General features: G+C 69.4%; 28 protein-coding genes. 18 read left to right on the top strand and 10 right to left on the bottom strand.

The window, feature by feature from the left end:
* Nucleotides 1–13: 13 nt before the first annotated feature.
* Nucleotides 14–556, top strand: a complete 543-nt coding sequence (locus AB0M93_RS02100; protein ID WP_364267301.1) for an AAA family ATPase — start codon at nucleotides 14–16, stop codon at nucleotides 554–556.
* Here AB0M93_RS02100 and AB0M93_RS02095 read toward each other — a convergent pair.
* Entirely contained in the window at nucleotides 546–1,100 is a 555-nt protein-coding gene (locus AB0M93_RS02095; RefSeq protein WP_364267298.1) for a hypothetical protein, read from the bottom strand. The genes AB0M93_RS02100 and AB0M93_RS02095 overlap by 11 nt on opposite strands.
* A gap of 125 nt (nucleotides 1,101–1,225) precedes the next feature.
* On the opposite strand from AB0M93_RS02095, the gene AB0M93_RS02090 reads away from it, so the two are divergent.
* Together AB0M93_RS02090 and lepB are read left to right on the top strand one after the other, a co-directional pair.
* Nucleotides 1,226–2,131 carry a DUF1963 domain-containing protein gene (locus AB0M93_RS02090; protein WP_364267295.1) on the top strand — a complete coding sequence of 302 codons (906 nt, stop codon included), beginning with the start codon at nucleotides 1,226–1,228 and terminating at the stop codon, nucleotides 2,129–2,131.
* A gap of 80 nt (nucleotides 2,132–2,211) precedes the next feature.
* The gene (gene lepB / locus AB0M93_RS02085; protein ID WP_364267292.1) at nucleotides 2,212–3,132 is read left to right on the top strand and encodes a signal peptidase I; all 921 of its coding nucleotides are present in this window, start codon (nucleotides 2,212–2,214) and stop codon (nucleotides 3,130–3,132) included.
* A 94-nt stretch (nucleotides 3,133–3,226) separates the two neighbouring features.
* Here lepB and AB0M93_RS02080 read toward each other — a convergent pair whose 3' ends face one another.
* Complete coding sequence (locus AB0M93_RS02080; protein WP_364267289.1) at nucleotides 3,227–4,771, bottom strand: FAD-dependent monooxygenase; 1,545 nt, start codon at nucleotides 4,769–4,771, stop codon at nucleotides 3,227–3,229.
* Between the two features lie 71 nt (nucleotides 4,772–4,842).
* Between AB0M93_RS02080 and AB0M93_RS02075 the strand changes: the two genes are divergently transcribed.
* Nucleotides 4,843–5,421: a helix-turn-helix domain-containing protein gene (locus AB0M93_RS02075; protein ID WP_364267286.1), complete on the top strand. Its 579-nt coding sequence runs from the start codon at nucleotides 4,843–4,845 to the stop codon at nucleotides 5,419–5,421.
* Nucleotides 5,422–5,455: 34 nt separating this feature from the next.
* On the opposite strand, the gene AB0M93_RS02070 is transcribed toward AB0M93_RS02075, so the two are convergent.
* Nucleotides 5,456–6,244, bottom strand: coding sequence for an SDR family oxidoreductase (locus AB0M93_RS02070; RefSeq protein ID WP_364267283.1), 789 nt, complete (start codon nucleotides 6,242–6,244; stop codon nucleotides 5,456–5,458).
* Between the two features lie 58 nt (nucleotides 6,245–6,302).
* Between AB0M93_RS02070 and AB0M93_RS02065 the strand changes: the two genes are divergently transcribed.
* Complete coding sequence (locus AB0M93_RS02065; RefSeq protein WP_364267280.1) at nucleotides 6,303–6,866, top strand: helix-turn-helix domain-containing protein; 564 nt, start codon at nucleotides 6,303–6,305, stop codon at nucleotides 6,864–6,866.
* A gap of 79 nt (nucleotides 6,867–6,945) precedes the next feature.
* Here the strand turns inward: AB0M93_RS02065 and AB0M93_RS02060 are convergent, their stop codons facing one another.
* Nucleotides 6,946–7,824, bottom strand: coding sequence for a LysR family transcriptional regulator (locus AB0M93_RS02060; protein WP_364267277.1), 879 nt, complete (start codon nucleotides 7,822–7,824; stop codon nucleotides 6,946–6,948).
* Nucleotides 7,825–7,924: 100 nt separating this feature from the next.
* Here AB0M93_RS02060 and AB0M93_RS02055 point away from each other — a divergent pair, with 100 nt between their 5' ends.
* From AB0M93_RS02055 to AB0M93_RS02020, 8 genes are all read left to right on the top strand, one after another.
* Complete coding sequence (locus AB0M93_RS02055) at nucleotides 7,925–8,767, top strand: TIGR03620 family F420-dependent LLM class oxidoreductase (RefSeq protein ID WP_364267274.1); 843 nt, start codon at nucleotides 7,925–7,927, stop codon at nucleotides 8,765–8,767.
* A gap of 743 nt (nucleotides 8,768–9,510) precedes the next feature.
* On the top strand, nucleotides 9,511–9,930 hold the full coding sequence (locus AB0M93_RS02050) for an LLM class flavin-dependent oxidoreductase (protein WP_364268899.1): 420 nt from the start codon (nucleotides 9,511–9,513) through the stop codon (nucleotides 9,928–9,930).
* A complete protein-coding gene (locus AB0M93_RS02045; protein ID WP_364267271.1) occupies nucleotides 9,920–10,132 on the top strand; it encodes a hypothetical protein in 213 nt (70 codons plus the stop codon). The genes AB0M93_RS02050 and AB0M93_RS02045 overlap by 11 nt, the downstream gene beginning before the upstream one ends.
* A 168-nt stretch (nucleotides 10,133–10,300) precedes the next feature.
* Nucleotides 10,301–11,161, top strand: coding sequence for an NAD(P)H-binding protein (locus tag AB0M93_RS02040; protein WP_364267268.1), 861 nt, complete (start codon nucleotides 10,301–10,303; stop codon nucleotides 11,159–11,161).
* Between the two features lie 83 nt (nucleotides 11,162–11,244).
* Nucleotides 11,245–12,180, top strand: a complete 936-nt coding sequence (locus AB0M93_RS02035) for an alpha/beta hydrolase (RefSeq protein ID WP_364267265.1) — start codon at nucleotides 11,245–11,247, stop codon at nucleotides 12,178–12,180.
* A 32-nt stretch (nucleotides 12,181–12,212) separates the two neighbouring features.
* Nucleotides 12,213–12,653, top strand: coding sequence for a peptidase inhibitor family I36 protein (locus AB0M93_RS02030; protein ID WP_364267262.1), 441 nt, complete (start codon nucleotides 12,213–12,215; stop codon nucleotides 12,651–12,653).
* 61 nt (nucleotides 12,654–12,714) lie between these two features.
* Nucleotides 12,715–13,626, top strand: coding sequence for a hypothetical protein (locus AB0M93_RS02025; RefSeq protein WP_364267259.1), 912 nt, complete (start codon nucleotides 12,715–12,717; stop codon nucleotides 13,624–13,626).
* 51 nt (nucleotides 13,627–13,677) lie between these two features.
* A complete protein-coding gene (locus AB0M93_RS02020) occupies nucleotides 13,678–14,142 on the top strand; it encodes a cupin domain-containing protein (protein ID WP_364267256.1) in 465 nt (154 codons plus the stop codon).
* A gap of 222 nt (nucleotides 14,143–14,364) precedes the next feature.
* On the opposite strand, the gene AB0M93_RS02015 is transcribed toward AB0M93_RS02020, so the two are convergent.
* The 3 genes from AB0M93_RS02015 to AB0M93_RS02005 all read right to left on the bottom strand — a co-directional run bounded on the left by AB0M93_RS02015 (nucleotide 14,365) and on the right by AB0M93_RS02005 (nucleotide 18,191).
* On the bottom strand, nucleotides 14,365–15,363 hold the full coding sequence (locus AB0M93_RS02015) for an IS110 family transposase (RefSeq protein WP_364267253.1): 999 nt from the start codon (nucleotides 15,361–15,363) through the stop codon (nucleotides 14,365–14,367).
* An 865-nt stretch (nucleotides 15,364–16,228) separates the two neighbouring features.
* Nucleotides 16,229–17,008 carry a class I SAM-dependent methyltransferase gene (locus AB0M93_RS02010; protein ID WP_364267250.1) on the bottom strand — a complete coding sequence of 260 codons (780 nt, stop codon included), beginning with the start codon at nucleotides 17,006–17,008 and terminating at the stop codon, nucleotides 16,229–16,231.
* A 262-nt stretch (nucleotides 17,009–17,270) separates the two neighbouring features.
* Nucleotides 17,271–18,191, bottom strand: coding sequence for a LysR family transcriptional regulator (locus AB0M93_RS02005; protein WP_364267247.1), 921 nt, complete (start codon nucleotides 18,189–18,191; stop codon nucleotides 17,271–17,273).
* Between the two features lie 122 nt (nucleotides 18,192–18,313).
* Here AB0M93_RS02005 and AB0M93_RS02000 point away from each other — a divergent pair, with 122 nt between their 5' ends.
* Nucleotides 18,314–19,021: an SDR family oxidoreductase gene (locus AB0M93_RS02000; protein ID WP_364267244.1), complete on the top strand. Its 708-nt coding sequence runs from the start codon at nucleotides 18,314–18,316 to the stop codon at nucleotides 19,019–19,021.
* A 3-nt stretch (nucleotides 19,022–19,024) separates the two neighbouring features.
* The gene (locus AB0M93_RS01995) at nucleotides 19,025–19,378 is read left to right on the top strand and encodes an SgcJ/EcaC family oxidoreductase (protein ID WP_364267241.1); all 354 of its coding nucleotides are present in this window, start codon (nucleotides 19,025–19,027) and stop codon (nucleotides 19,376–19,378) included.
* 174 nt (nucleotides 19,379–19,552) lie between these two features.
* On the opposite strand, the gene AB0M93_RS01990 is transcribed toward AB0M93_RS01995, so the two are convergent.
* Together AB0M93_RS01990 and AB0M93_RS01985 are read right to left on the bottom strand one after the other, a co-directional pair.
* On the bottom strand, nucleotides 19,553–20,101 hold the full coding sequence (locus AB0M93_RS01990; protein WP_364267238.1) for a hypothetical protein: 549 nt from the start codon (nucleotides 20,099–20,101) through the stop codon (nucleotides 19,553–19,555).
* 398 nt (nucleotides 20,102–20,499) lie between these two features.
* Nucleotides 20,500–20,862: an Imm7 family immunity protein gene (locus AB0M93_RS01985; RefSeq protein ID WP_364267235.1), complete on the bottom strand. Its 363-nt coding sequence runs from the start codon at nucleotides 20,860–20,862 to the stop codon at nucleotides 20,500–20,502.
* Between the two features lie 116 nt (nucleotides 20,863–20,978).
* Between AB0M93_RS01985 and AB0M93_RS01980 the strand changes: the two genes are divergently transcribed.
* Nucleotides 20,979–21,332 (top strand): hypothetical protein, encoded by a 354-nt coding sequence (locus AB0M93_RS01980; RefSeq protein ID WP_364267232.1) that lies wholly within the window; start codon nucleotides 20,979–20,981, stop codon nucleotides 21,330–21,332.
* A 187-nt stretch (nucleotides 21,333–21,519) separates the two neighbouring features.
* On the top strand, nucleotides 21,520–23,757 hold the full coding sequence (locus AB0M93_RS01975) for a tetratricopeptide repeat protein (RefSeq protein ID WP_364267229.1): 2,238 nt from the start codon (nucleotides 21,520–21,522) through the stop codon (nucleotides 23,755–23,757).
* Between the two features lie 44 nt (nucleotides 23,758–23,801).
* Here AB0M93_RS01975 and AB0M93_RS01970 read toward each other — a convergent pair whose 3' ends face one another.
* The gene (locus AB0M93_RS01970; RefSeq protein ID WP_364267226.1) at nucleotides 23,802–24,794 is read right to left on the bottom strand and encodes a helix-turn-helix domain-containing protein; all 993 of its coding nucleotides are present in this window, start codon (nucleotides 24,792–24,794) and stop codon (nucleotides 23,802–23,804) included.
* Between the two features lie 75 nt (nucleotides 24,795–24,869).
* Here AB0M93_RS01970 and AB0M93_RS01965 point away from each other — a divergent pair, with 75 nt between their 5' ends.
* The gene (locus AB0M93_RS01965) at nucleotides 24,870–25,712 is read left to right on the top strand and encodes a dienelactone hydrolase family protein (RefSeq protein WP_364267223.1); all 843 of its coding nucleotides are present in this window, start codon (nucleotides 24,870–24,872) and stop codon (nucleotides 25,710–25,712) included.
* Nucleotides 25,713–25,730: the final 18 nt, after the last annotated feature.

The following is a 25,730-nucleotide window of genomic DNA, read 5'->3' as shown; positions in this document are numbered from 1 at the left end:
GCAGGAGGCTCCCATGGATGAGCAAGGCCGGACGAGGTTCCTGTTCGTGCTGGTCGGCGGTTGGCCGGGGGCGGGCAAGAGCACGCTGGCGGCCGCGCTCGGTCCGCGGTTGGGATTGCCGGTGCTGGCCAAGGACGAGATCAAGGAAGCGCTCGCCGAGGAGCTCGGGCGGCCCCGCACGGTGGACGAGTCGCGACGGCTGGGCCGGGCGGCGGTGCTGGCGGCTCTGCGAGTGGCGCGTCGCTGCCCCGGCGCGGTCCTCGACAGCACCTGGTTCGACTACACCCGGCCCCTGGTGGCGCAGTTACCGGGCCGGGTGGTGGAAGTGCGTTGTGTGGTGCCCCGCGAGATCGCCCGGACGCGCTACTACGCGCGTGCTGCGCATCGGCACGCGGGCCATCTCGATCTGTCGCGTCAGGAGACCGAACTGTGGGGCGACCCCGTCCTCCCGCTCGGCGCCGGCCCCTTGGTGGAGGTCGACACCACCACTGAACCGGACATCTCCGCGGTCGTCGCCGACATCCTCCGCGCGACCGGTAGATCGATCAGCTCGTGACGACCGGAACGTCGGTCAACGTCCGGATCGCCCCGGCGATTTCTTCGGCGGTCGCGTTCACGGTGTGGGTGAACACGACGAAGGGGCTGCCGTAGCGTCTCGTCTGCCACCGCGCACCCCGGTTCGAGGACGCCCCGCGCCGGGACAGCGGATCGAACACCGCGACCGCAGGTACCGTCACTCCCGGCCGGGGCACGAACGCCACCACCCGGGAACGATGCGGCATCACGAAGTACAGCCGGCTCGGCCGGCTGATCCGCACCTCCGCCAGCGCCGACCACGGCACCGCTTCGAAGCCGCGCGCCTCGACACCGTCCGTCCCGCACCGCAGCTGCCACGGCTTCCCGCGGGACCGCACCAGCGACACGAGGCCGATCGCCAGCCCCACGACGAACACCGCGGGGCAGGCGATGGCCAGCCACGGCTCCAGCAGTCCCTGTACGGCGATGACGACTTCGAGCGCCAGTAACCCGGCCAGCACGCCGAGTGCCGGCAACTGGCCCCGGACCGACGGTCTCAACGCCAGTGCTTCCGACGACTCCATGCCTGTCCCCCCACGCTCAACGTCGCTGAGTCCCGAACCGCAGACTTCCACATGTCCGGCCACCCATCGACCGCGGTGCCCGGGCGGATGGATCATCATCGGCGGATGTGCGAGAGTGCTCGGCCATGAACCATCTCGAACAGCTTCGGAGCACGGCGATCGAGCGCGGTGTCCCGGCCGAAGCGGCCGACCGGATCGGCCGCTTCCTCCGGGTGGCGATCTGGGTGTGCACCGCCAACCGGTACGGCATCGGGCCGGCCGAGCAGCACGGTGGCGTGGTCGGGCAGAACGGGGGGCTGCCCCGCCTGCCGGCCGGCACGGAATGGCCGTACACCGACGACAGCGGCCTGGGCCGGTTGCCGCTTCCGTTCATCGCCTCGCTCGACTGCGCGAAGCTGCCGCGGGCCGACGGCCTCGATCTCCCGGCGGACGGGTCGCTGCTGTTCTTCCTGGCGCACGAGCACGCCCTGCACGCGCACGACGAGCACGAGTTCGCCCGGGTCCTCCACGTTCCGGCCGGCACCGCCACCGTGCAGGTGGAACAGCCACCGCCCCACGACGAAGACTGGTACGAATCAGGTTTCCTCCGGCCGCGGACCGACCTGGTCGCGCTGGTCCAGCCGGAGATGCCCGGCTGGTTCGACGAACCCGAGAACCTCGAGTTCGAGTCGGCCGTCGTCCAGCAGCAGGTTGGCGACACCGCCCACCTCGACGATCTCCGCACGTTGTTCGAAGAGCTCTGGCCGCAGGTGGCGACAGCCGCCGACCTCTACCTCGGCGGCTATTCGATGGAGCTGGGCATCGGCGAAAACGCCGAATACGGCATGGCGGAGGACTCGATCGCGCACGACGTGCCGGACCGCGACCGGCTCGTGGAGGAGGAGACCGTCCGGCTGATGAGCGAGTGGCTACCGCTGGCCCAGTTCCAGCTGGAGGACCAGGTCCACGTCGGCCGCTTCCTGATCCGCCACGAAGACCTGGCCGCCCGGCGCTTCGACCGAGTCCGGTCCCTGACCATGTTCACGGCGTAGCCGAGGTCCACGCGGTGAGCCGACGACCTTCGCCCCCGCCGCACCCCGAGTCACCACCCGGTTACCGGTAGCCTGACGACGTGGCCGAACCCGTGTCCCGCAACCCTGAGGATGACCCCGATCGCTCCGAAGAGGACCAGCCGAGACGGTCCCGCTCCGAGGAGCGCGGGGGATCCCGCCGGCGGCGAGCCAAGCCCGCCAAGAAACGGTCGTTCTGGAAGGAACTGCCGATCCTGCTCGTGATCGCCCTGGTGCTCACGATCCTGATCCAGACATTCCTGGCGAAGGTCTTCATGATCCCTTCGGGCTCGATGGAGGCCACTCTCCACGGGTGTCCGGGCTGCACCGGCGACCGGATCCTCGTCGACCGGGTGACCTACGACTTCACCGAGCCCTCCCCCGGCGACGTGGTCGTGTTCAAGGGGCCGCCGGCGTGGGTCAACAACGAAATCGCCCCGCAGGAGTCGAGCAACGTCGTCGTCCAGGCCCTGCGGGGGCTGGGCTCGCTGGTCGGGTTCGCGCCGCCGGACGAGCGGGACTTCGTCAAGCGCGTGATCGCCGTCGGGGGCCAGACCGTCCAGTGCTGCGACCAGAACCGCGTGGTCGTGGACGGCAAGCCGCTCGACGAGCCGTACGTCCACTGGGAAGACCCGTCCGACCAGGCGGAGAAGCCCTTCGAGCCGGTCAAGGTCCCGGCCGGGACGGTGTGGGTCATGGGCGACAACCGCAACAACTCCCAGGACTCCCGGTTCCAGGGCGGCGGCGGCGTGAACGGTGCGGTCCCGGTGGACAACATCATCGGCAAGGCGCGGATCATCGTCCTGCCGCCGAGCCGGTGGGGCGGGATCACCGACCACAATCCGCAGCCGGTCGCGCTCGGGGCGCCGGCGTGGCAGAGCGGGATTCCGCTCGGTGCCGGGATCGCGGGGGCTTGGCCGGCGTTGTTCCTCGGGCGCAGACTGAAGTCCGGGGTGCGCCGGGCGGCCAGGCGGAGAGGCTAGTCACCCATTCCGGCTTGGCAGACGGGTGATTTCGCCTTGACTCTCTCCGCTCCCCTGAGGGCCGAGCTTCTGACCGCTGGAGCCGATTTGCCCGTTATGCGGGGACGGCCGCGGTGCCGAGCACTCGGGTCACCGCCTCGGCGAGTGGCGTGCCGCAGGCCGAGTGCCAGGCGACGATGACGTCCGGGCGCAGCAGCAGAGCGCCGTCGGCGGGCAGGCAGACCTCGGCGAGCCAGTCCGGGTGCGACACCGTGGCCAAGCGCAACCCGAGACGATCCGCTTCGGCGATCCAGCGTCCGTTGTCCGGGCCGGCGAGCAGGGTCAAACCGGGCCCGGCTAGGTCCACAGTGGACGTCTGGGCGTCGAGCCAGGCGTGGGGCACGCGCGTGCCGGGGCGGCCCGCCGGGGCGTAGTGGTCGACGGGCGCGGGATCGCGGCCGTCGGGCACGAACGCGCCTTCGGTGTACTGGGTGCCGAACATCGTGGCCGGCAGGTCGTCGTGCCGGCTGTCGGGCTTGGTGAAGGCGGCCAGCATGTCGCCGACGTGCCCGCGGACCGTGCTGGAGGCTTCGGCGATCGCGTAGCCGGCCGGACGGCGTTCGGCGTCGTAGGTGTCGAGGAGGGCGGGCGCCGCCTGTCCGGCCAGGACGGCCGCGAGCTTCCAGGCGAGGTTGGCCGCGTCGGCGATGGCGGTGTTGGCGCCGGCCGCGGCCATCGGGGGCATCATGTGCGCGGCGTCGCCCACGAGGAACACGCGGCCGTCGCGGAACCGGTCGGCCACGCGCATCGCCGACTCCCACGGCGACCGGCTGAGCAGTTCGACTTGGAGATCCGGGATGCCGGTCACGATGCGCAGGAGGTCGTGCCAGTCGCCGTCGCCGAGTGTGTGCGCCTCGGGGAAGCCGGCCGTCGAGAACAGCCAGCGGTCCGTGCCGTTGACCGAGAGGAAGGCGCCCGAGGCCACCGGGTTGTCGATCTCGCACAGGTTGAACGGCTTTTCCCGCGCGAGCTCGGTGAGATCGGCGCGGAAGTAGAGGTCGAGGTTGTCGGCGAGGTGACCGTGGCCGCTGCGCGGGATGCCCAGTGCCGTGCGGAGGGGACTGCGGGCGCCGTCGGCGGCGATCAGGTAGTCCGCGCTCAGCTCGTACGGCTCGCCGTCCGCCGGCTTCAGCAGCGCGGTCACCCCGTCGTCGTCTTGGGTGAAGGACACCAGTTCGGTGCCGAGCCGCACGGACACGCCCCGTTCTTCGGCGGCCCGGCGCAGGATCGGCTCCAGCACGACCTGCGGGCACAAGACGTTCGGTCCCGGGCTCAGCTCGGGGAGCCTCGCCTGCTGCAGCCGCCGTTGCCGCATGGTGCCGGTCATTTCCCGTACCTGGGCCGCGGCCAGGGTCGGACCGGCCAGGACCTCGGTGAACGACGCCAGCGGCGCACTCGCCTCGGCGACCTCGGCCGCGAGGCCCAGCAGGCGGAACACCTCGGTGCTGCGCGGGTTGAACCGGCGCGCCTTCGGCTGCGGCGACACACCGGCGTGCTTCTCGACCAGCACGGGATACACCCCTTCGCGCCGCAACAGCAGGGCGGCGGTCAGCCCGGCGATCCCGCCACCGCTGATCAGAACAGGAACACGAACCGTCATCGGAACTCCTCGATCCCAAAAGTGATACGGTACAACTTACTACACCGTACAACTAGTGGTATCGTCAAGGCATGACGACCGGGATGGGCAGGCGGGAGCGCAAGAAGGCGGCCACCCGCCAGGCGCTGGCCGACGCGGCCCTGCGGCTGTTCCTCGAACGCGGCTACGACAACGTGGGCGTCCGCGAGATCGCCGACGCCGCCGACGTGTCCACCACGACCCTGCAGAAACACTTCCCCAGCAAGGAATCCCTCGTCTTCGACCGGGACGCCGACATCGAGGAGGCCCTGATCGCCGCCGTGCGCGACCGCGCGCGGGGCACTTCGGTGCTCGCCGCGCTGCGGGACCACACGCTGGCCCGCGTCGAGCGCGGCGCCGCCGCCGGCGGAGCATCGGAGTTCATGACCCTCGTGCGCGGCACGCCGGCACTGAGCGAGTACTGGCATCGGATGTGGATGCGGCACGAGAAGTCGCTCAGTCACGTCCTCGCCGCCGAAACCGGCGCCCCCGAAACGGATCCCGGATGCGCCGCACTGGCCCACTTCGCGCTGGAAACCTCGGCACTCGCGATCCGCGCCGAAGATCCGGCCCGCACCGTCGAAGCCGCGTTCGCCATCCTCGAACACGGCTGGCGCGCCGCACCACGCTGACGCAGGCCGTGGGCCCGTCCGGCCCTCGCACTGCTCAGACGACGGGCACGATCCCGCCGTCCACCCGGTACTGCGCGCCGGTCAGCCAGCGGGCGCGGTCCGAGGCGAGGAACACGACGAGTTCGGCCGCGTCTTCGGGTGAACCGGGCCGGGCCATGGGAACGTTGAGGCTGGTGGCGAGGTCCCGCTGCGCTTGCTCGAGGCTGACGCCGCGGCTCTCGGCGATCTCGCGATGATGGGCGATCGCCCCCGGCGTGGGAATGAAGCCGGGCAGCACGCTCACCACCCGCACGCCACGGGGGCCGAGTTCGGCGGCCAGGGCGCGGCTGTAGGTGTTGAGCGCGGCTTTCGCCGACGCGTAGGCGACCTGGCCCGGCTGCGGCAACCGGCTCGCGATCGACGAGACGTGCACGACCACGCCGCGCCCGCGTTCGACCATCCCCGGCACGAGGTGCCGGTCGAGCCGGACCGCGCCCAGCAGGTTGAGCGCCAGGTCGGTCTCCCAGCTTTCGTCGCTGCGGACCAGGGTGTCCGCCGGCGGTGTGGCGCTTCCGGCGTTGTCGACCAGGACGTCGACGCCGCCCGCGGTGTCGAGCACCCGGCGGGCCAGGTCCGCGGCTCCTCCGGCGGTGGCGAGGTCGGCCGCGAAGAACGTCGCGGGCAGTTCACCCGGCTCCGGCGGTGTGCGGGCGGAGGCCAGGACGGTGGCGCCGGCGGCCGCGAAGCGCCGGACGATCGCCGCTCCCAGTCCCCGGCTGCCGCCGGTTACGAGCACCCGGCGGCCGGACAGCCCTTCGGAGACGACGTCGTTATCTGATGCCATGCCACCGAAGATACCTGACTTACGTGTAAGTCAGTTTGCTGGGTGGAATGCTGGCGGCATGAGCGAACGCGCCGACGGCCGGCGTACCGACACCCGCGAGCGCATCCGCGCCACCGCGTTGGAGATGTTCACGACGCAGGGGTACGAGCGGACCACGCTGGCCGAGGTCGCGGACCGGCTCGCCATCACCCGCCCGGCGGTCTACCACCACTTCCGCAGCAAGGAAGACGTGCTGGCGAGCTCGTACGGCGAGGTGCTGCCCGAGCTGGCCGAGCTCGCGGAGTCCCTGCAACCGGAGCCGGCGCCGTGGCACCGGCGCAGCGAGGCCCTGGACCGGTTCGCCGCGCTCCTCCGAGGCAAGCACGGTGCCCTGCTCGTCTGCGCCCGGGTGAACGAGCACGCGCTCGCCGGCCGCCCGGCGGCGGCCGAGCTGCTCCACCACCTCGACGCCCTGACACGGGCACTCGCCCCGGCCACCGACATCGACGGCCGCATGCGCGCCCGGCTCGCCCTGAGCGCTCTGGTGATGGCCGAAGCGCGCGGCGCGCAACTCGGCGGGACAGCGGAGCAGCGGGCTACGGCAGCGCTCGCGCTCGCCCGTGAGCTACTGAACCGGAAATAGCCCCCTTACGACACAAACCCAGTCCGCAACAGGGTTCCCTGGTCCCGGCTGGGCTCGACCACCGCGCTGCGAAGGTCCCTTATGGACGGTGCCGGCTCCCCTCGTCCCGGAAGGCCGCTACCGCGCATTCGGCTGCACCACCCGCGTCTTCGGCGACGACGACACCACCGGCGATCGTGATCGCCGGGTCGAGCGGGACCGCCCGGACGCGGGTCGAGTGGATCTCGGCGACCTGGTCGGCGGGCAGCACCGTCCAGCTTCGGGCGTCCGAGCCGACTTCGACGATCGTGTCCTGGAGCGTGCCGGTCGGCCGGCCTGCCGGCGGGCACAGGCCGGTGTCGCGCAGCGCCAGGACCACGGCGTCGTGCAACGCCGGGTCGTGTTCCCGGGCGGGCAAGCGCAGCGTGTCGCCGGCCAGCTCGGCCAGGCCGACGGCACTGCCGTCCGCGGCCGGGTGACGCTTGGACACCACCGCCAGCAAGTTCTCCTCCCAGGCCGGCAGCACCGTCAGGCCGGGTACGGTGCCCACGCCGCGCGTCAGCGCCAAGTCGAGGTCACCCTGCCGGAGAGCGTTGAGCCGGGCCTCGACCGGCAGGTCGACCAGCACCACGTCGAACTCCGGCGCCCGCTCGCGCAGCGCGTCGATACCGCGTTCCAGACGGGCGGTCAGGCCGGCGGCGGTACCGATGCGCACCGTCGTCGGGACCTGCATCGCCGCTATCCGCACTTGGCCGGCCGCGGCGAGCGTGGTGCGCGCCGCGTCGAGCACCCGCTGCCCGGCCGCGGTGAGCCGGACCCGGCGGGGCGACCGGTCGAGCAGCCGGACCCCGAGTTCCCGCTCCAGCCGGGCGATCTGCTGGCTGACCGCGGGCTGGGCGACGTGCAGCCGCTCGGCGGCCCGCCCGAAGTGCAGCTCATCGGCGACGGCGACGAAGTAACGCAGCGCCCGCAACTCCATGCTTCCCCGCCCTGGACCGAATCGACGATAAGATCAGCTTATCGCAGCACGTGACGGTTGGCGCTGGTTCGCGTCACCGTCCGGTGCTGTAGTCGTGATCATGACCATCGAACTCGGGCCGCTCGGCGCCTACCTGACCGCTGCCGAGGCGACCGCGACGGACGCCGTCGCGCTGGAGGAAGCCGGCTACGGCGCGATCTGGCTGGCGGCGTCGCCGGCCGCCGATCTCCTCCGGGCGGAGCGCCTGCTCGACGCCACCAGCCGGATCGTGGTGGGCACCAGCGTGCTCAACGTGTGGCAAGCCGACGCGGGAACCGTCGCGGACTCCTACCACCGGATCGCGGCCAAGCACGCCGATCGGCTGCTCATCGGCATCGGCGCCGGCCACCGGGAAGTCGATACCGGGTACACGTCGCCGGTGGCGAAGATCGCCGGCTACCTGGACACCCTGACCACCGCCGGCGTCCCCGCCGAGCGCGTGCTGCTGGCCGCGCTCGGCCCCAGGATGCTCCGGCTGGCCGCCGAGCGCGCCGCGGGCACGCTCACGCTCCAGGTGACACCCGAACACACCCGCCGCGCCCGGGAGGCGCTGGGACCGGCCAAGCTGGTGGTGCCCGGCCACGGCGTGCTGCTGGACACCGACGTCCCCCGCGCCCGGGAGACCGGCCGGGCCGGCCTCCGCCCCATGCTCGGGATCGCCAACTACGCCGGCAACCTCCGGCGAATCGGCTACACCGACCACGACCTCACCGAGCCGTTCAGCGACCGGCTGATCGACGCGCTCGTGCTCCACGGCGACGCAACAGCCATCGTGGCAGGCATCCGCGCGGAGATCGCGGCGGGAGCGAACCACGTGGGCCTGCACGCAATGGGTGCGGATCCGATCGGTGATCTGCGCGCGATCGCGACGGCAGCGCGTGACCTGGAGGCGTTGCGGGCGTAGCGATCCAGCCGCTGTTCGGGCCTCAGGTGCCCGGCCGCCGCACGCAGCACGTCGAAGCGGACTCCGGCGAGCGGCACGATAGTGCAGTGCGAACGTGCGGTCATGCCGATGGCGAGTGTCAGCGGTTCGACGACTGCCTCGCTCAGGCGGCGACGGCCGATGGTGTCGTGGTCCGGGCGCCGTGTGTTGCGGTCTGAGGATCCCACCGGCAGCCCGTGGTGACCACGGCATGCAGGGTGCCTGCGGCGAGCGCAGCTTGCGCCTGGGGCAGGGTGAGCTTGTGTCGGCACGACTGGCCAGGTGCCGGTAGCGGGCGGCGTAGACGGCGCTGGGCGCGCGAAACCGCGCGCCACGCGGCCAAGCAGACGGCGTCGGCCCGGGCCACTGAGTTTGGTAAGTCCGATAATGGTGCCGGAGGCCTTCTCACGAGTGCGAAGCCGGCAGCTACGGCGCGATCGGACAGCGGTCGACGTTGTGGGCGGGCTACCACAGGTCCACCATCAGCTCCCGGGCCCGGCCGGGCACCCACGCGTCCGGCCTGCAGCAGGTGCAGCGACACGGTGCCGGCCGGGTGGGGACCGGTGGCGCCGCGAAGGTCACCTGCAGGGCAAATGCGTGGCAGACTCCACAGGACGCCGATAGCCTGCCCGGCATGGATATCGGGATCGCGGTGATCGGCGGCTGCGACGGACCGGCCCTCGCCGAACTCGGCCGGGCCACCGAGGAACGCCCGGTTCGAATCGCTGTTCTACGCCGAGCACACGCATGTTCCGGAGGCGAGCCGCCGTGCTGACGACATCCCGACCCGGGACTATGCCGAAACGTACGATCCATTCGTCGCGCTCGCGGCGATAACCACCACCCTGAAGCTCGGCACCGCGGTGTGCCTGGTGCCCGACCGGGACCGGATCGTGACGGCGAAGGAAGTGGCCGGTATGGACCGGATGCCGGCCGGGCGTTTCGAGTTCGGTGTGGGTCCGGGTGGAATCGTGAGGAACTGGCCGATCACGGCACGGATGCGCGTCAACGGATGGCAGTGCTCGCGGAGCGGGTTGGTGCGATGCGGGAGATCTGGCCGACGGACGAGGCGAGCTATCGCGGCAGGTACGTCGCGTTCGATCCATTGTGCTCGTGGCCGAAGCGCGGTGAAAGTTGGCTGCTGATCTGGGACGGGCAACCGTTCCGGTCACGCTGTTCAGCGCGATCCCCGAGGTCAGGATGCTGGGTGCGTTCGCGCAGGCCGGCGTCGACCGGTGCCTGCTCACGCTGCGACACGGCCCGAACGTCATCGACACGTTGGACAAGTGGGTCGAACTGCGATCGCGGGGTTACCTGACGGCGGCTTGTTCGAGGGCTGTCGCCTGAGCGCCTCGCCCATCAGCCCGATCGAACTGCGCACTGCCGGTGGCGTGCCCAACAGCCGGCATCGACGCGCCTGGCACTCCCTTCATATGATACGCTTCTCATATCATATGAGTTTCATATACGCGGGTGCCCCTGAACGGGCCCGCCCGCTCGGGGGAGGGGCTTGCCATGATCGTGCTCACCGGGGCCACCGGACTCATCGGACGCCTCCTGGCCGCCGAACTCGTCGGAAGCCATGAGGTTCGCGTCGTCACGCGCTCGCCGCGAACTGCGGGGCTGCCCGCCGGAGTCGAGGTCGTCGAGGGCGACCCGCAACGGCCGGGCACCCTCGTGGACGCGTTGCGCGGCGCGGACGCGTTGTTCCTCCACTCACGCGCCGTCGGCGACGCCGCCCATGACGTCGTCGCGCTGGCTCGGGACCTCGGCGTCTGCCGGGTCGTGGCGCTCGCCGCGGCCAATGTGGACGACCCGCTCGACGCACAGCCGTCGCGCTTGCGCGGCGACCGCAACAAAGAGGCCGACGACGCGGTCGCGACCAGCGGTCTCGACTGGGTCAGCCTGCGGCCCAGCTCATTCGCGGGCAACGCGCTGACCGCGTGGGGCGGCCAAATCCGCGCGGGCAACGACGTCCGCTACGTGTACGCCGGCTTCGAGGAGTCGCCCCTGGACGAACGCGACCTCGCCGCGGCACTGGCGGAGTCCCTCACCCGCGACGAACTGCTCGGCCGGCGCATCGACCTCACCGGCCCGGAGTCGCTGTCCCATAGGGAGATGGTCCGGCAAATCGGCGTCGCACTCCGGAGACCGCTTCGGTTCCACGAAGTTCCGGCCGAACCCGCCGCGCGCGGCATGGTGGCCGGCGGGCTGCCGGAGCCGTTCGTCGCCGCGATGATGACTCGCTACGCCGCGCACCGAACACGTCCGCAGTTCCCGCCGACGCCGGAACTCGAGAAGCTGCTGGGCCGCCCACCGCGCACCTTCGCCGAATGGGCCACCGACCACGTCGCCGACTTCGAAGCGGCCGGGTGACACCGGAAACGGTCCGTCGCGGACGGTTCCGCGAAAAGACTTTGCCACCACCGAGTCGCATCAACCGGGAGGCCGTTGTGCGCGTGTCCGAAGGTCGTGAAAAGGTCCGCTTCGTCAGCGATGACGCCGAGTGCGTCGCCTGGCACTATCCGGGAACCAACGGCGCCTGCGTGATCATGACGGCGGGCGGCGGGGTGACCAAGGAACCGGGCACCGACCCGTTCGCCACGCGATTCCACGAGGCGGGCTTCACCGTCCTCGCCCTCGACTACCGGCACCTCGGGGAAAGCGGGGGCCGGCCGCGCCAGGTCATCCGCGTCAAGGAGCAACTAGCCGACTGGCAGGCGGCGATCGACTTCGCGCCCACCTTGCCGAACGTCGACCCCGCGAAGCTGGCGATCTGGGGCTTCTCCCTCTCCGGCGGCCACGCCTTCCGCGTCGCGGCGCGCAACCCCCGGCTGGCCGCGGCGATCGCGCAGACGCCGCTGGCCGACGGCCGAGTGGCCGCGCCCAAGACGATGCGTCACCGGAAACCACTCCCGATGCTCCGTTTCATCGGCCGAGGTCTCCTCGACGCCGCGGGCAGCCTGCTCGGCAGGCAGCCCCTGCTCGTGCCGCTCGCCGGGGAGCCGGGCACCGCCGCGTTCCTGACCACGCCGGACGGCCTCGACGGCAACCGGGCACTCAATCCGGGTAACCGATACCCGGAGTGGCAGCAGGCGATCGCCGCCCGGACACCGCTTTGGTTCGGCTTCTATCGGCCAGGCCGCGACACTGCCCGCGTACGGTGCCCGCTGCTGGTCCTCGTCTGCGACCAGGATCAGTCGGTGTTCGCCGGACCAGGCGTTCGCGCGGCCCGCCGCGCACCCCGCGGCGAACTCGTCCGGATGCCCGGCGGCCACTACGAACCCTTCCTGGACGGTCATGAGCAGGCCGTCGAGGCCGAGTTGTCCTTCCTGCACCGCCACCTGCTCGATCCCTCTCGAGCGGTTCGACCCGACACAGCACAAACACACTGAGGAGAAGGCACATGATGTCGAAAGTCCGGAAAATGGCGATCGGTGTGGCCGCGGCCACCACCCTGATGGCCGCCGCGGCCCCAGGCGCCGAGGCAGCTCCCGCGCAGCCGGCAACGGTGATCCACGGATGCGATGCCGGCTACTTCTGCTTCTACTTCAACAGCAATTACGCCGGCGCCCGCGCCGACTACGTGGATTCCGACGGCAACCTCGACAACGAGACGTTCAACGAGGGCGGCAGCAACGGCCGCGGCGTCCAGGTGAAGAACAACGCCGCCTCGGCCGTCAACAACTGGGCCTACTACGCAACGGTCTACTACAACAGCGGTTGCAACGGCAGCTTCGCGTCGCAGACGTTCGGCGCCTACGCCTCGGGCAACTTCAACGCGACCATGAAGAACAACAACGCGAGCTTCAAGTGGCCGGCGAGCTTCGGCGCCTACTCCGACTGCGCCAACCGCGACCAGTTCTAGCCGGACAGGTCGGGGCCGCGTCGACGCGGCGCGACCCCGACCGCCCATCGGAGGTCCAGCCGTGGTCACATCCGACCGTTTGCCCCGCCGAGCGGCCGGGTTCGTCATCGCAGCCGTGACGATGGCCGCGCTCGCCGGCTGCTCGACGGCACCCGTTGTCCCCTCCGGCTCGGACACGGCCGATCTCGACGCCGCGCTGGGGAAAGTGCCCGCCGACCCGTCGGCGGTGCAGGGCCTCGACCTTCCGCTGGACCGGTCGCTGCTGACACCGATCGAAGAGCTGGAGGTCGTCAAGGCGCGCAACACCTTGATCGAGCACTGTCTTGCCGACCACGGACTCGCGTTCACCTTCCCCGCGGTCGATCCCGTGCGGGACGCGGCCAAGCCGCGGCGGTACGGCCTCGTCGACGCGGGCGAGGCTTCGGCCTACGGCTACCGTGACCCGGCGGTCTTCGCCGCACACGGCGCCGGCACCCCCGCTGATCAGCCGCCGCCGGACGTCGTTTCGGTGATCACCGGCGTGCACGCCGGCAAGGCCGGTGGGCACGACGTGCCTACCGGGGGGTGCGCGGGCGAGGCGGACCGGACACTCGCGACCGACGCGAAGCCCGGCCAGGAACCGGTGAGCTTCGCACTGAGCGGCCGCAGCCACGAGATCACCCGGACCGCACCACCGGTGACCGCGGCGGGCGAGGCGTGGTCGCGGTGCATGACGGCAGCGGGTTTCCACTACGCCGGGCCGGACGCCGCGATCAACGACCCCGCGTTCGCCGCCGGCCGCCCTTCTCCGCACGAGATCACCGTCGCCACCCAGGACGTGCGGTGCAAGGAGAAGGTCGATTGGGTCAAGACCTGCGTCGGGGTCGAGCGGGCCGTGCAGGACGTGCTGGTCCGGCAGCACACCACCGATCTGCGCCACGAACAGGAGCACAAACAGCACCAGCTCGCGGTGGCAGGCGAGGTCAACGGCTGACGACCAACCAGGACCGGAACGAATCCGGTTCCCCTCGAGCGAAGGACACCCATGACCGACGACCGTTTCCTCCTGCTCGAACCGGGCGCCGCACGGCCCGGTCGAGTCCCGTTGCCACCGGCATTCGCGGTGAAGGCGATGACCGCGGACACCGAGGGCCGGTTTTCCCTGCTGGAGACGACGGTGGCTCGTGCCATCCCCCGGCACACGCACGACATCGCGGACGAGGGCATCTACGTCCTGACCGGCGACCTCGGCGTCGAGTTCGACGACCGCGCGTTCACCGCGCCGGAGGGTACGTTCGTGTTGTTGCCGCACGGAGTGCCGCACGCGCTGCACCCCGCGTCCGACCCGCCGCCGCGAGTTCTGCAGGTCTCCTCGCCCGGTGGCTGGGAGTGCTACTTGGAAGATCTTTTCGAGGCCGGTCCGTCGATACTCACCGGTGGCGAGCTGGATCCGGTGAAGATCAATCCCATCGCCTCCAGGTACCACATCAGGTACGAGGAGCCCAGCTGAGGCGTTCGTGTTCCGAGCCGCGGACGCGCCGATCGATCGGAACTCCCGGGCGAAGTCGCGCCAGGAGGATCGTGTAGCGGCCGGATCAACCACGCGCTTGGTCCAGAGAGCGGCCGGGACATCCAGGGGGTCGGCGCCCATCATCACGCGCGGCTACCTGCCCGGCACTGACCGGCGGTCGACACGAACGCCGTCGACGTCCGCTCATGGCTCCCCTTTATGTCAAGGGGTAGCTCTGGCGGGGGTAGGCTGGCTAGTGGCAGGTTCGGGTTGTGGCTTGTCCGAAGGGCCGGTGTCCGGGGTCAGGCCGGCCACGCTGGATCGCAGAGTCGTCCCCGAGTGCCCTCCCGAACCTGCCGCCTCACGGCGTTTCTGATCAGTGAGCATGCGGACGTAGACGACGTTCGATAAGCGCCGCTTGAGCGAACGCATCGCCTCCATCGAGGTCTTGCCGGCCGCCCTCTTCCCATCGAAATAGACTCGGCCAGCGGTGGGATTACGGAGCTGGACGATTCCCATGATGTGCAGTGTCCGGTTGATTCGGCGATTGCCTGCTCGGGACAAGCGATGCCGTTGCTGTTCACCCGACGACGCGTCCAACGGCGCGGTGCCGTTCCACGACGCGAATCGATCCCGGTTGCCGAACCGGTGGATGTCACCGACATCGGCCAGCAGCCGCGCGGCACCAGACGGCCCGATGCCGTGCAAGTCGAGCAGCGTGCTGCCGCGGGCGATCACCAGCTCGCGGAGATCTCTGTCCGCAGCCTTGATCTTCTTGTCGATGGTTTCCAGCTCCGCGATGAGCTCGACCGCCAGCCGGCGTCGGGTCTTGCCCACGATGTCCCGCGGCTCGATCGTCGCCACAAGCGCACGTGCTTGCGCCGCGGACAGAAACTTCTTCGCTCCACCAGGAAACAGCTCCAGCAGCAGGCGATGAAGGCGGTTAACCGTCTGCGTTCGCGCGCGACCGGGCTCATCACGACGGTCGACGAGCATGGTCATCACGACCAGCTCAGGGTCGGCCTGGACGCGGGTCAAGTCCGGGGCGCGCAGCGCAGCCAGCGCGACGGAGTGCGCGTCCACGGGATCAGTCTTGCGGCCGTTGCCGGTGGCGAACACCCGCACCTGCGCAGACAGTTTCGCCGGCACATCCAGCACGGTCTCGCCCTCGTGGACCAGCCGGTGGGCGATATGCCGGCCGACGCCGTTGCAGCCTTCCACCGCCCATACCCGGTCGGTGAACCTGCGCCCAGGCCGCCAGCATTTCGGCATAGCCGACTTGGTCTGTGCCGAACCTTCCCGTCGTGAGTATTTCGCCGAGTTCGTCGATCACCTCGATTGCCGCCGAGCGTTTATGCGGGTCCATCCCGATGATCACCGGCATGCGGTTCTCCCTTGCCTCAACGCGACGATGTCAGCCAGGAGGGCACCGCTACTTCGAGCCGAGCAGACCCCTTTCCAGCCACTCCTCGCGCGGTGCCCGGCGAGACGCATGCCATGAGAGAGCCACACCAATGACACCGGCGGGCAGCCGACGTGAGGGAGCGACTCACCGAGCACCTGGACCAGGGTCTGGCCGGACCCTGGTCCTGCCGCCCAGTCTTAAGTAGCCGATGAGCGGACGACCGAGGCGGCGTCGGGACGATCACGGTCGCAGTCGATCACCGCCGACTCCGGCTCGTCGCCTGGCTCGGAGTCCGGTCACGGCGGCAACTGCGGACAAATGCCTGCAGTGGGACTGCGCGCAGCAGGCACCGCCGGGTGCAACGGTGGCGTCGAACACGGCCACCGACGGTGGACTCGGCCGTCACGTAAGAGCCGGCGCAATGCGCGGCACATGTCGCCACGACCCGCCGATCGAGCGTGATCATAGGTTAAGGCGTTCACCGCGGTCACCACAGATGAGCAATCGCGGCCCGTCCCCGCAGTCGCAGCCAGCCGACCTTTTGACAGCACCAGACCAGTCACGCAGCGCTGGAGTACTCGTGGGTGTGTTCAGCCACGAAACAGTGTTAACGTGCGGCCGGGACCAATCCGATACGAACGGTCGAGTTACCGAGAGCCCGTTGTGGCGGGTCGGATGCCATCACGTGCTCCGGTCTGTCTCCCAGACCGACACGTGTTTGGTGCTCTCAGCGGTTAGCTCGGAACGGTCCCAATCCGCCCAGCGGTACTTCAAGCTCATCCCGGCGATGCGCGCCATGAGGTCCATCTCGGCCGGCCAGGCATATCGAAAGGGAATACGGCGGAACCGTCCCGTTCCGTCCGGTGACACGGTCACGTGGTTCGACGTGAACTGCTGCGTGACGACGTCGTACTGATCGAACCCGACATAGCCCCCGCCGCCGATGCCGGGCGCCACCGTGAACGGGACAGTGTCCTGCCCGGGCGGTAGGCGACGCAGGTCCGGCAGACCCACCTCGACGAGGAACAATCCGCCCGGACGCAGGTGCGCTGCCGCGTTGCGGAAGACGTCGACCTGCCCACCCTGGGTGGCCACGTTACTGATCGTGTTGTACACCAGATAAACCAGCGAGAACCGACCGGTCACCCGCGTCGTCGTCATATCGCCTATCGTGACTTCGACCGCCTCGCCGCCTGCCTTGCCCGCGATTCGCGCCGCCATCGCATGGCTCAGTTCGATGCCACTCACCGCCACGCCGCGAGCGGCCAGCGGCACGGCGATCCGCCCAGTCCCGACGGCGAACTCGAGTACCGGGCCGTCGGCCAGGTCTTCGAGGACGTCCACCGCAGGCGTGACCACCGCGGGTGCGTTCGCGCCCCCCGGGGCGTCGTAGCCCGCGGCCACGCTCTCGGGGAACCAACCGTCCCTCGGGTCATCTCCCGTGCCCGCATCGCTGATCACGGCTGCAAACGCTACCCCCGCGACCGTGTGCGGCTCACCCCATTTTTCGGCGTCTGGTAAGGCCACAACGCCTGCTCACTCTCGCTCCGATGCCAACATCGGCCTCCAGCCACCGGCCAACTACCCGCATCCAGAACCGCCGAGCAGGCGAGTGAACCAGCAGCGTCCAAGCACATTCGTCCGTAGAAAACATAGGCGAGCTTCATGCCGCGCGGACATCCGCTCGTGCCGCCGATAGCGCGCTTCGCCGTGACGGGTGCTCTTATCCGGCAGGATCCCGCGCGGCGGCGTACGGGTCGTCGGCGGGGAGCCAGCCGGTGGCGAGGTCCAGGGAGCCCACGTCCCGGGTGAGGGCCGCGATGGTCGCCTGCACCGGCGGGCGGGTCTCGTCGCGGCGGGACACCAGCGACCACGTCCAGAACGGCGCCGGGTCGACCACCGGCCGCCGCCCGAGGTCCGGCGGCACCGGCGTCGTCTGGCCCTTCGGGTTGTTGAGCACCGGCCGCCGCAGCCGGCGGGCGTGGTCGAACAGCGCCGGGCCCGTGGATCCCCCGTCCTCGGTGTGCACCACCTCGGCGCCCGTCGCCCGGGCGAACTCCTCGGCGTAGGCGTTCCACGAGGCCCAGCTGGCCGTGTCGGCGTCGACCAGCACGACGACGTCCCGGGCCGCGACCTCGGCGGTGCCGGTGCCGACCGCGTACAGCCGGTCCGCACCGATCAGGCGGGCCTCCAGCCCGAGTTCGGCCAGGTCGGCGGCCCGCGCCCAGCAGATCGCCAGGTCGATGCTCCGGTCGGCCACCCGGCGCAACTGGGTGTGCGAAGGCAGCACCCACGTGTCGACGTGCAGGTGCGCGACGCCCGCCACCCGATCGAGCAGGTCGGCCGGGCGCCAGTTCACGTAGCCCAGCCGCACCGGCTCGCGTGCCGCGATCCCCGCGGCCGACCGGCGCAGCTCGTCCGCCTGCTCCAGCAGCGCCCGGACCTGGGGCAGCAGCGATTCCCCGCACTCGGTCAGCGTGACCGAACGGCGGTCACGGTCGAAGAGGCGGACGCCGAGGTCCCGCTCCAGCGCCTTGATCTGCTGGGACAGCGACGGCCCGGCGATGCGCAGCCGTTCGGCGGCCCGGCCGAAGTTCAGCTCTGTGGCGACGGCCACGAAGTACCGAAGCTGGCGTAGCTCCATGGCGGCAGCTTAATGCGGTGGGAGGTTGCGCCTCCCAAGTGGAAGCGAACCGGTCGTGGCGAAGCGCCCGGGTCCGGCCCACCATCGGCTTCGGAAGCACCACTTCGAGGAGGTCCACAGAAATGAGCACCCAGAAGGTCGCGGTCGTCACCGGCGCTTCGCAGGGCATCGGCGCGGCCCTGGTCGAGGCGTACCGCAAGCTCGGCTACGCCGTGGTCGCGAACTCGCGGTCCATCACCCCGTCGGGCGACGCCGGGATCCTGGCTGTCGCGGGCGACATCGCCGACCCAGCCGTCGGCGCCCGCGTGATCGACCAGGCCCTGGCCACGTTCGGCCGCGTCGACACCCTGATCAACAACGCCGGCGTCTTCGTCGCGAAGCCGTTCACCGACTACACCGGCGCCGACTTCGACCTGGTCACCGGCGTCAACCTGCGTGGCTTCTTCGAGGTCACCCAGCGGGCGATCGCCGCGATGCTCGAGGTCGGCGGCGGGCACGTCGTCAACGTCACCACCAGCCTGACCGACCACGCGAACAGCGCGGTGCCCTCGGCGCTGGCGGCGCTGACCAAGGGCGGCCTGAACTCGGTGACGAAGTCCCTGGCCGTCGAGTACGCCACGCGCGGCGTCCGCGTGAACGCGGTGTCGCCGGGCATCATCCGCACCCCGATGCACCCGGCTTCGACGCACGAGGCCCTGGCGGCCCTGCACCCGGTCGGGCGGATCGGCGACCCGGGCGACATCGTCGACGCGGTCGTCTACCTGGAGGGCGCGCCGTTCGTCACCGGCGAGATCCTGCACGTCGACGGCGGCCAGAGCGCGGGGCACTGACCCATGAGCACCGACATCCTCAGCACCGTGCTGGACACCTGGAAGGCCGCGGTCGACGCGCACGAGCCCGAGCGCGTCGCGGAGCTCTTCACCGAAGACGCGATCTTCCAGGGCCTCCACCCGTACAGCGTGGGCCGGGACGGCGTGGCGGCGTACTACGACGCCCAGCCACGCGGCATGACGGCGGACTACCGGATCGTGGAAACCCGCCGCCTGGCCCAAGACGTGGTCCTCGGGTACGCCGGCGTCGAGTTCGCCTTCACCGACCGGCCGACGCTCCCGGTGCACCTGAGCGTCGTCGTCCGCCGCGCCGGCGACCGCTGGCTGATCGCCCACTACCAGGTCTCGCGGCTCTGAAAGGAGCAAGGCGATCGAGTTCCTCGCCGGTGGCGCGAGGCCCAAGTGAAGCGATGCGACAAACCGGCCAACCGCCGGTAGCCGCGGCCGAGGGCGGCCCGCCTTATACGCACTCACATGCCGATGAGCGTGCGGTTCAGTGCGGAGAGTTCTACCTGGCGCGATCAAGTCATTTCAGCGACTGTTTGGCGACACACGCTGCACAACTGTCTCGACGTCAATATCCCAGAGGTTAACCCTGTTGTTTATATCCACCAATATAAGCCAGTGTCGGTTTTCTCCAAGAACTACCGACTTGGGAAAGTCGTGAGTCGTTAGTGTTGCTATCGCGCGGGACACATTCCTGTCCGAGATGTCGATGAGCTGCACGGTATTGAATGAGCTGAACACTACAAGGTTCCCGTCGCCGCTAAATTGAGGACGGTTGCCGCCTGGTGCTACGGGTAATTGAGTGAGTTGACGTGGATGGAAGATGTCGCGCGCGTCCCATAAATAATATCGTCGATCTGATACGCCGGAACCATCTCTCGTGATCAAGGTTTGACCATCCCCACTAACGGCGCTGACCTCTCCGAGCGAGCGCGGAAGTTCGCGGTTGCCCCTCGAAGGGGGCTGGATGGCGAGGTTCCACACTTGGTAGCCGCGATTGCTAGCCTGCCTGATGAACAGGGTTCCCGCTGAGCCGAGAATGAGTGCGTCCGGTTTCTCGGGAAGCCCGGTCACCTCGCGAGGTTGGCATGGCCTGGTGATGTCCCAGGTCCCCGTGGTGGCGCCTTCGTGGGACGGATGGCCTGTTAGCAGGGTGCCGTCTGGCCTGAATGCCGAGGCTCCGTCGTTGGGAACTGACGAAAGTTCTATCGGGCTGCGAGGGTTGGCCACATCGAACAGGCGTGTCGAATGAGTGGCCTCGCTTACAGCCAGCAGATGGCCGTCGGGACTGAAGGCAAGGGACGCTAGAGCACTTGTATCCGTTGTGAGTGTGGCCAGAAGGCGGATCTGCGGGATTTGCCATAAACTTACGATGCCGGAAAGGTTGACGGCTGCGGCGATGTGGCCGCCGGGCTGGATCGCTGGCGTGTGGTCGTCGGGTCAGCTCACATCCTCATCTTCCAACGTGGGGATCACCGGAGACAGAAAGTGGTCTGCGTGCTCGGTGACCGTGCCGCGGACAGCCGGAAGACACGGAAGTCCAGCGTGTGCTGCGGGTCTTCGTCGTCGTGGACGTACAGCAGCCCGTATGACCCCGGGGCGAGCTGCCCGACCTTGGCGAACAAATCGACTACCGCTTCACCATGCTGCCCGCGGTGATTCGGGTTCCCACCGAGATGGAGGTGGTACGTGCCATTCATCGGCCGAAGATCCATCAGTGCGTAGTCAGCGAACTCCTCAGCCAGAGCCTGGATCTCGCCGAGACGGAGGGGAGGTTCGTCGTCAAGCACTTCAGCAGTCGGGCGAAGCGTTATCCACCCGTGGTACTCGAACATGGCAAGAGTTCAGGACGTCAGGCGGGCCCGCCTGCACATCGGCCGGACCCGATCCTGCCGCCCAGCGTCAAGTAGCCGCGGAGAGCAGTCGCCGAGCAAGTCGATAGCCTGCTCACGTGGAGTTCGCAGTCGCCGATGACGAGGTCTGGCTTTCCGTGTTCGGTATCGCCCCGCAAGCCGAGGAGGCGTCCGGTGAGAAGTGGGTGCGGGAAGTGCGGATACCCGTCTCCGCGACCGAGGAACTCCACGTCTCCTGGGACGTGGTCGAGCGCAGTGTCCGCCTCCGGTGGAAACAGGCGTCAAGGACCATCGTCGACGTCTACCGCGAGCAAACGACCCGTCTCACGGTGGACGACCACAACAGCGAGCCTCTCGTCTTGGTGGAGTACCACGCAGGAGGATGTAGCGGCCGGACAGTCGTACGAACCCGGCCGAACCTCACCTTGCAGGACACGTTCCTGCGGACGTGACTACCCGTTCCCGAACGTCCGCACATGCCGATGAGGAGATGTTCGGCGCCGATGTCGGCCGAGTCCGTAACGAGCACACGGTGGCGGCTTCAGGCCGATCGCGCCCCGTCGAGGCTCGAGCGGATCGTTCTTGGATCGCTCTCTTGGCAGGATGTGCCCTGGGTCACCCTCGACTAGGGTCCTTCACGTGAACGAGCCTGTCCTTGGCAACAGCATGGCGGGTGCGGTATTCGGACCTGTGGTGCAGGCGTCCGCGATTTACGGTGGAGTTCACCTCAACCCGGCGGTCGCGTCGGCGATGCCGCACCAGTTGCCGCCGGACATCGCGGACTTCACCGGTCGGGAAGCGGTGCTCGGCAGGCTGACGCGCCTGTTGACTGCGCGGCGCCACACCGCGGTGGTGGTGTCTGCCATCAACGGCAAGGGAGGCGTGGGGAAGACCGCGCTCGCGATCCATGCCGGCCACTTGCTGCGGGACCACTTCCCGGATGGCCACCTGTACGTGAACCTGCGTGGCGCCGAGGCCGAGAGCCGGAATCCAGCGACGGTGCTGGTGGAGTTCCTACGTGCGCTGGGCGTGCCGGGCGAGGCTCTCCCTGACACCGTAGAAGAGTGTTCGACACTGTACCGCAGCAAGTTGCACGGCCTGCGCGTTCTCGTGGTGCTTGACAATGCGGAAAACGAAGCCCAGGTACGTCCCTTGCTCCCCGGCTCGCCCACGGCCGCTGTCGTCGTCACCAGCCGTCGGCGCATGACAGGTCTGGAGGGTGCGACCGGTCTGCCCCTGGACGTGCTTGACGAGGCACGGGCGGTGGACCTCCTGGCACGGATCGCGGGCGACGAGCGCGTGGCGGCGGACTCGGCCGCCGCCGGGCGGATAGTACGGTTGTGCGGCTGCCTGCCGCTGGCGATCAGGATCGCGGGAGCGAAAATCGCTGAGGCGCCCCACCGGACGTTGGAGGCGATCGAGGGCAGGCTGCGTGACGAACACCGCAGGCTCGACGAACTGGTCGCCGGCGATCTGGAGGTACGGGCCAGTCTCGCCCTCAGTTACCTGTCCTGCCCGGAACGCGAGCGTAGGTTGTTCTCGTTGCTCGGATGCCTGCGTTCGGCGGACTTCCCGGTCTGGGTGGCCGCTGCGTTGCTGGAGGTCCACGCCGACGAGGCGGAGGACGCGCTCGACAGCCTCGTCCGCGCCCAACTGCTGGACGTGGACGGCGACGACGCGGTCGGCCAGGCGAGGTACCGTTTCCACGACCTCATTCGTGACTATTCCCGAGACACGCTTCAGAACCACGCCGCCCATGACAGAGACGCCGCATTCGAGCGGGTGCTGAGAGGCTATCGGGATCTCACCCGGACCGCGGAGGCGCACGCGGATGCCCGGCGGGACATAGTGGTGCAGACCCAGGTGTGGATCAGCCCGGACCAGCCGGTCGTCGCCGCGGCCGTCGAACGACCAGTCACGTGGTACTCGGCGGAACGCCGCAGCGTGCTGAGCATCGCGACCCAGGCGTTGGAGACCATGGGCGACGCCACGGCCGTCGAGCTGGTGATCGCATGCCAGGGTCTCTTCGAAATCACCTCTGACTGGACCGCGTGGGAGCACACCCACGAGATGGCCCTCCCGGTAGCGGGCGACCGACCTCTTCTGCGCGCCCACACGCTCTACGGTTTGGGCACCCTCCACTGGGACAAGGCGCAGTGGGCGTCCGCGCAACGGTTTTTCGCCGAGTCTCTGCAGATCTTCACCGAATGCCGTGAAGACCACTGGAGGGCCCGGGTGCTGCACAGCATGGGCGGCGTTCTGCGCGACGAGGGACGGTTGACCGAGGCCCTGGACCTCCTCGCCCAGGCGGACACGATGTTCGTACGTGACAACGACGAGCTATGGCACGCACGCACACTGCGCAGAATGGGTGGCGCATACTGGGACGCGGGAGAGTTGACGGCTGCGACTCAGTCTCTCGAGGCGAGCCTGCCGATCCTGCGCAACTTCCACGACGTGCGCTGGGAAGCACGCGGGCTACGTACGCTCGGCGGCGTCTATACCGCATTGGACCGCATCGATGACGCTGTCCGCTGCCTGGACGCCTGCATCACGACGTTCCGCAGGCTCGGTGACGAACTGTGGGTCGCACGTTCCCTTCGAACGTTGGGACAGTGCCACGCCCGGCAGGCGAACCAGGCAAAGGCAGAACGCTGCTTCCGGGCTGCACTGAAGACTTTCGGTGACCTCGGGGATACTCGCTACGAGGCGTTGAGCCGGCTCGATCTCGCCGAGTTGGCTGCCGCCCACGGCAACCCGGATTCCGATCGTACGTCCATCGAAGAAGCCCTCGTCACCCTCCAGCACTACAACGACACACGGTCGATCGCACGATGCCAGGCTCTGTTGTCCCTCCCGCCGCAGAGCGATCGATGAGGGGTCCTGTCGTGCCGAAAGGCGGACGCCGTGGTGCGGTTTCGTCAGGAGGCCGGTTCGGCCTGTGTTCCGAATGTCGCGCGGTAGTCCCGTGGGCGGTGGCCGGCCAGGCGGGTGAAGATCGCGCTGAACGTTCCCGGGTCGCGGTAGCCGACGTCGGCGGCGATGGCGGTGATCGTCCGGTCGGTGGTTTCGAGCAGGTGTTTCGCCTTGCGGACCCGTTCCGCCTGGAGGTGTCCGAGCGGGGTCTGGCCCGTCTCGGCGCGGAACCGCCGCAGGAGGGTTCGCGTGCTGACGTGGAAGGCTGCGGAGAGCAGCCCTAGGTCGTAGCGCTCGCCCATGTTCTGGTCCAGCCAGCGTTTGACGCCTTGGGAGAACTGGCTGCCGGTGGCCGGCAGCAGTTCCCTGTCGACGTACGGCGTCTGGCTGGGTCGCGCGTCGTCGACGAGTGCGAGACGCGCGGTGGCGCGGGCGACGCGGCTGCCGTTGTGCTCGCGGATGAGGCCTAGGGCGAAGTCGTACATCGCGCTGAACGCGCCTGTCGTGGTCACCCCACGGTCGGTGAGCACGAGTTTCTCCGCTCTGACGTCGGTGCCGGGGCACCGGTCTGCCAGCCGGTCGGCGAACAGCCACGAGGTCGTCGATTCCCGCCCGTCGAGCAGGCCGGCGTCGGCCAGCAGGAACGCGCCGACGCAGATCGAAACCAGCGCGGCTCCCGATTGTGCATGGGATCTGATGGTTTCGATCTCCGGCCTGAGCGAGGTGAGTGTCGCGTCCAGGTCGAGCCCGGGGTACAGCTCGAACCCGGGGACGACCAGGACATCGACCTGCCGCACCGGCACGACCGTGATCACCGCGCCGCCGGAGGCGACCACGCGCCGGCGCGGCGACAGGATCGACACGTCGTACAGCGGCTCCCCGGTCCCGTTGGGCGCGGCGAGGTGCGAGGCCATCGTGAGGAGGTCGGGGACTCCGAAGACTTCCGACGCGAAGCAGCCCGGATAGGCGAGCACACCGACCCGAAGCGGAGCCACCATGGTGGCGAGATTACCCGGGCACGTGGCGATTTCGCCACTGGCCGGACCGGCCACCGCGGCCCGACGATGCCCGCTATGGCGATCACTGAACCGCAACCGGACGACGCTCTGGCGGACTTCTCGAAGCGGACCATCGACATCGGGGGTGTCAGCAAGACCGTCTACGTCGGTGGGTCCGGGCCGGCCGTCGTGCTGATGCCGGAGATGCCCGGCATCAGCCCGGACGTCCTCCGGTTGGCGCGCTGGATCCGGGACGCGGCCTTCACCGTCTACCTGCCGTCGCTGTTCGGCGTCGACGGCGCCTTCCCCACCGCCGCCGACGGGGAGAAGGTCGTCCGCCGTGCCTGCGTCAGCGCCGAGTTCCGCGCCTTCGCCGGTGGCGGCACAAGCCCGGTCACGGTCTGGCTTCGCGGGTTGGCCCGGACGGCGCTGGCCGAGTGCGGCGGCCCCGGCGTGGGCGCGATCGGGCTGTGCTTCACCGGCAACTTCGCGCTCACCATGACACTCGAACCGGCTGTCATCGCGCCGGTGGTCAACCATCCCTCGCTGCCGCTGGACGACCCCGCCGGGCTGGAGATCGGCGACGAGGACGCTGCCATGGTGCGCGAGCGCATCGACCGCGACGGACTGAAGGTCCTCGCCTACCGGTTCGACAACGACCGGTGGTGCACCGGCCAACGGTTCGCCGCCTACCGGTCACTCCTGGGCGACGCGTTCGACGGACGCGTCATCCCGGGCGAGACGGCCAACCCCGCGCCACCCCCCTTCTTCCGCGATGTCGTCGGCTGCCCCCACAGCGTCGTCACGGCCCACCTCGTCGATCAGCACGGACACCCCACGCTGCGCGCCAGGGACGAGATCCTGGACTTCCTCGCCGAACGGCTCGGCCGCGATCCGAGGAAGCACGAAGCGCATTGACGCACTCACGTGCCGCGC

This window comes from Amycolatopsis sp. NPDC051102, from assembly GCF_040682815.1.
In the GTDB taxonomy this organism is placed as follows: Bacteria; Actinomycetota; Actinomycetes; order Mycobacteriales; family Pseudonocardiaceae; genus Amycolatopsis.
The sequence above is the reverse complement of the archived record's forward strand: the minus strand, read 5'-3'. Positions and strand labels throughout refer to the sequence as shown.

Excerpts from the sequence above, each read along its gene's own strand:
- AB0M93_RS02065 (WP_364267280.1), top strand. The coding sequence starts at position 6,303 with ATGAGCGAACGCGCCGACGGCCGGCGTACCGACACCCGCGAGCGCATC.
- AB0M93_RS02060 (WP_364267277.1), bottom strand. The coding sequence starts at position 7,824 with ATGGAGTTGCGGGCGCTGCGTTACTTCGTCGCCGTCGCCGATGAGCTG.
- AB0M93_RS02005 (WP_364267247.1), bottom strand. The coding sequence starts at position 18,191 with ATGGAGCTACGCCAGCTTCGGTACTTCGTGGCCGTCGCCACAGAGCTG.
- AB0M93_RS02090 (WP_364267295.1), top strand. The coding sequence starts at position 1,226 with ATGAACCATCTCGAACAGCTTCGGAGCACGGCGATCGAGCGCGGTGTC.
- AB0M93_RS02020 (WP_364267256.1), top strand. The coding sequence starts at position 13,678 with ATGACCGACGACCGTTTCCTCCTGCTCGAACCGGGCGCCGCACGGCCC.
- AB0M93_RS02040 (WP_364267268.1), top strand. The coding sequence starts at position 10,301 with ATGATCGTGCTCACCGGGGCCACCGGACTCATCGGACGCCTCCTGGCC.
- AB0M93_RS01995 (WP_364267241.1), top strand. The coding sequence starts at position 19,025 with ATGAGCACCGACATCCTCAGCACCGTGCTGGACACCTGGAAGGCCGCG.
- AB0M93_RS02030 (WP_364267262.1), top strand. The coding sequence starts at position 12,213 with ATGGCGATCGGTGTGGCCGCGGCCACCACCCTGATGGCCGCCGCGGCC.
- AB0M93_RS02055 (WP_364267274.1), top strand. The coding sequence starts at position 7,925 with ATGACCATCGAACTCGGGCCGCTCGGCGCCTACCTGACCGCTGCCGAG.
- AB0M93_RS02100 (WP_364267301.1), top strand. The coding sequence starts at position 14 with ATGGATGAGCAAGGCCGGACGAGGTTCCTGTTCGTGCTGGTCGGCGGT.
- AB0M93_RS01985 (WP_364267235.1), bottom strand. The coding sequence starts at position 20,862 with ATGTTCGAGTACCACGGGTGGATAACGCTTCGCCCGACTGCTGAAGTG.
- AB0M93_RS02000 (WP_364267244.1), top strand. The coding sequence starts at position 18,314 with ATGAGCACCCAGAAGGTCGCGGTCGTCACCGGCGCTTCGCAGGGCATC.
- AB0M93_RS02080 (WP_364267289.1), bottom strand. The coding sequence starts at position 4,771 with ATGACGGTTCGTGTTCCTGTTCTGATCAGCGGTGGCGGGATCGCCGGG.
- AB0M93_RS02070 (WP_364267283.1), bottom strand. The coding sequence starts at position 6,244 with ATGGCATCAGATAACGACGTCGTCTCCGAAGGGCTGTCCGGCCGCCGG.
- AB0M93_RS02095 (WP_364267298.1), bottom strand. The coding sequence starts at position 1,100 with ATGGAGTCGTCGGAAGCACTGGCGTTGAGACCGTCGGTCCGGGGCCAG.
- AB0M93_RS01970 (WP_364267226.1), bottom strand. The coding sequence starts at position 24,794 with ATGGTGGCTCCGCTTCGGGTCGGTGTGCTCGCCTATCCGGGCTGCTTC.
- AB0M93_RS01965 (WP_364267223.1), top strand. The coding sequence starts at position 24,870 with ATGGCGATCACTGAACCGCAACCGGACGACGCTCTGGCGGACTTCTCG.
- AB0M93_RS02075 (WP_364267286.1), top strand. The coding sequence starts at position 4,843 with ATGACGACCGGGATGGGCAGGCGGGAGCGCAAGAAGGCGGCCACCCGC.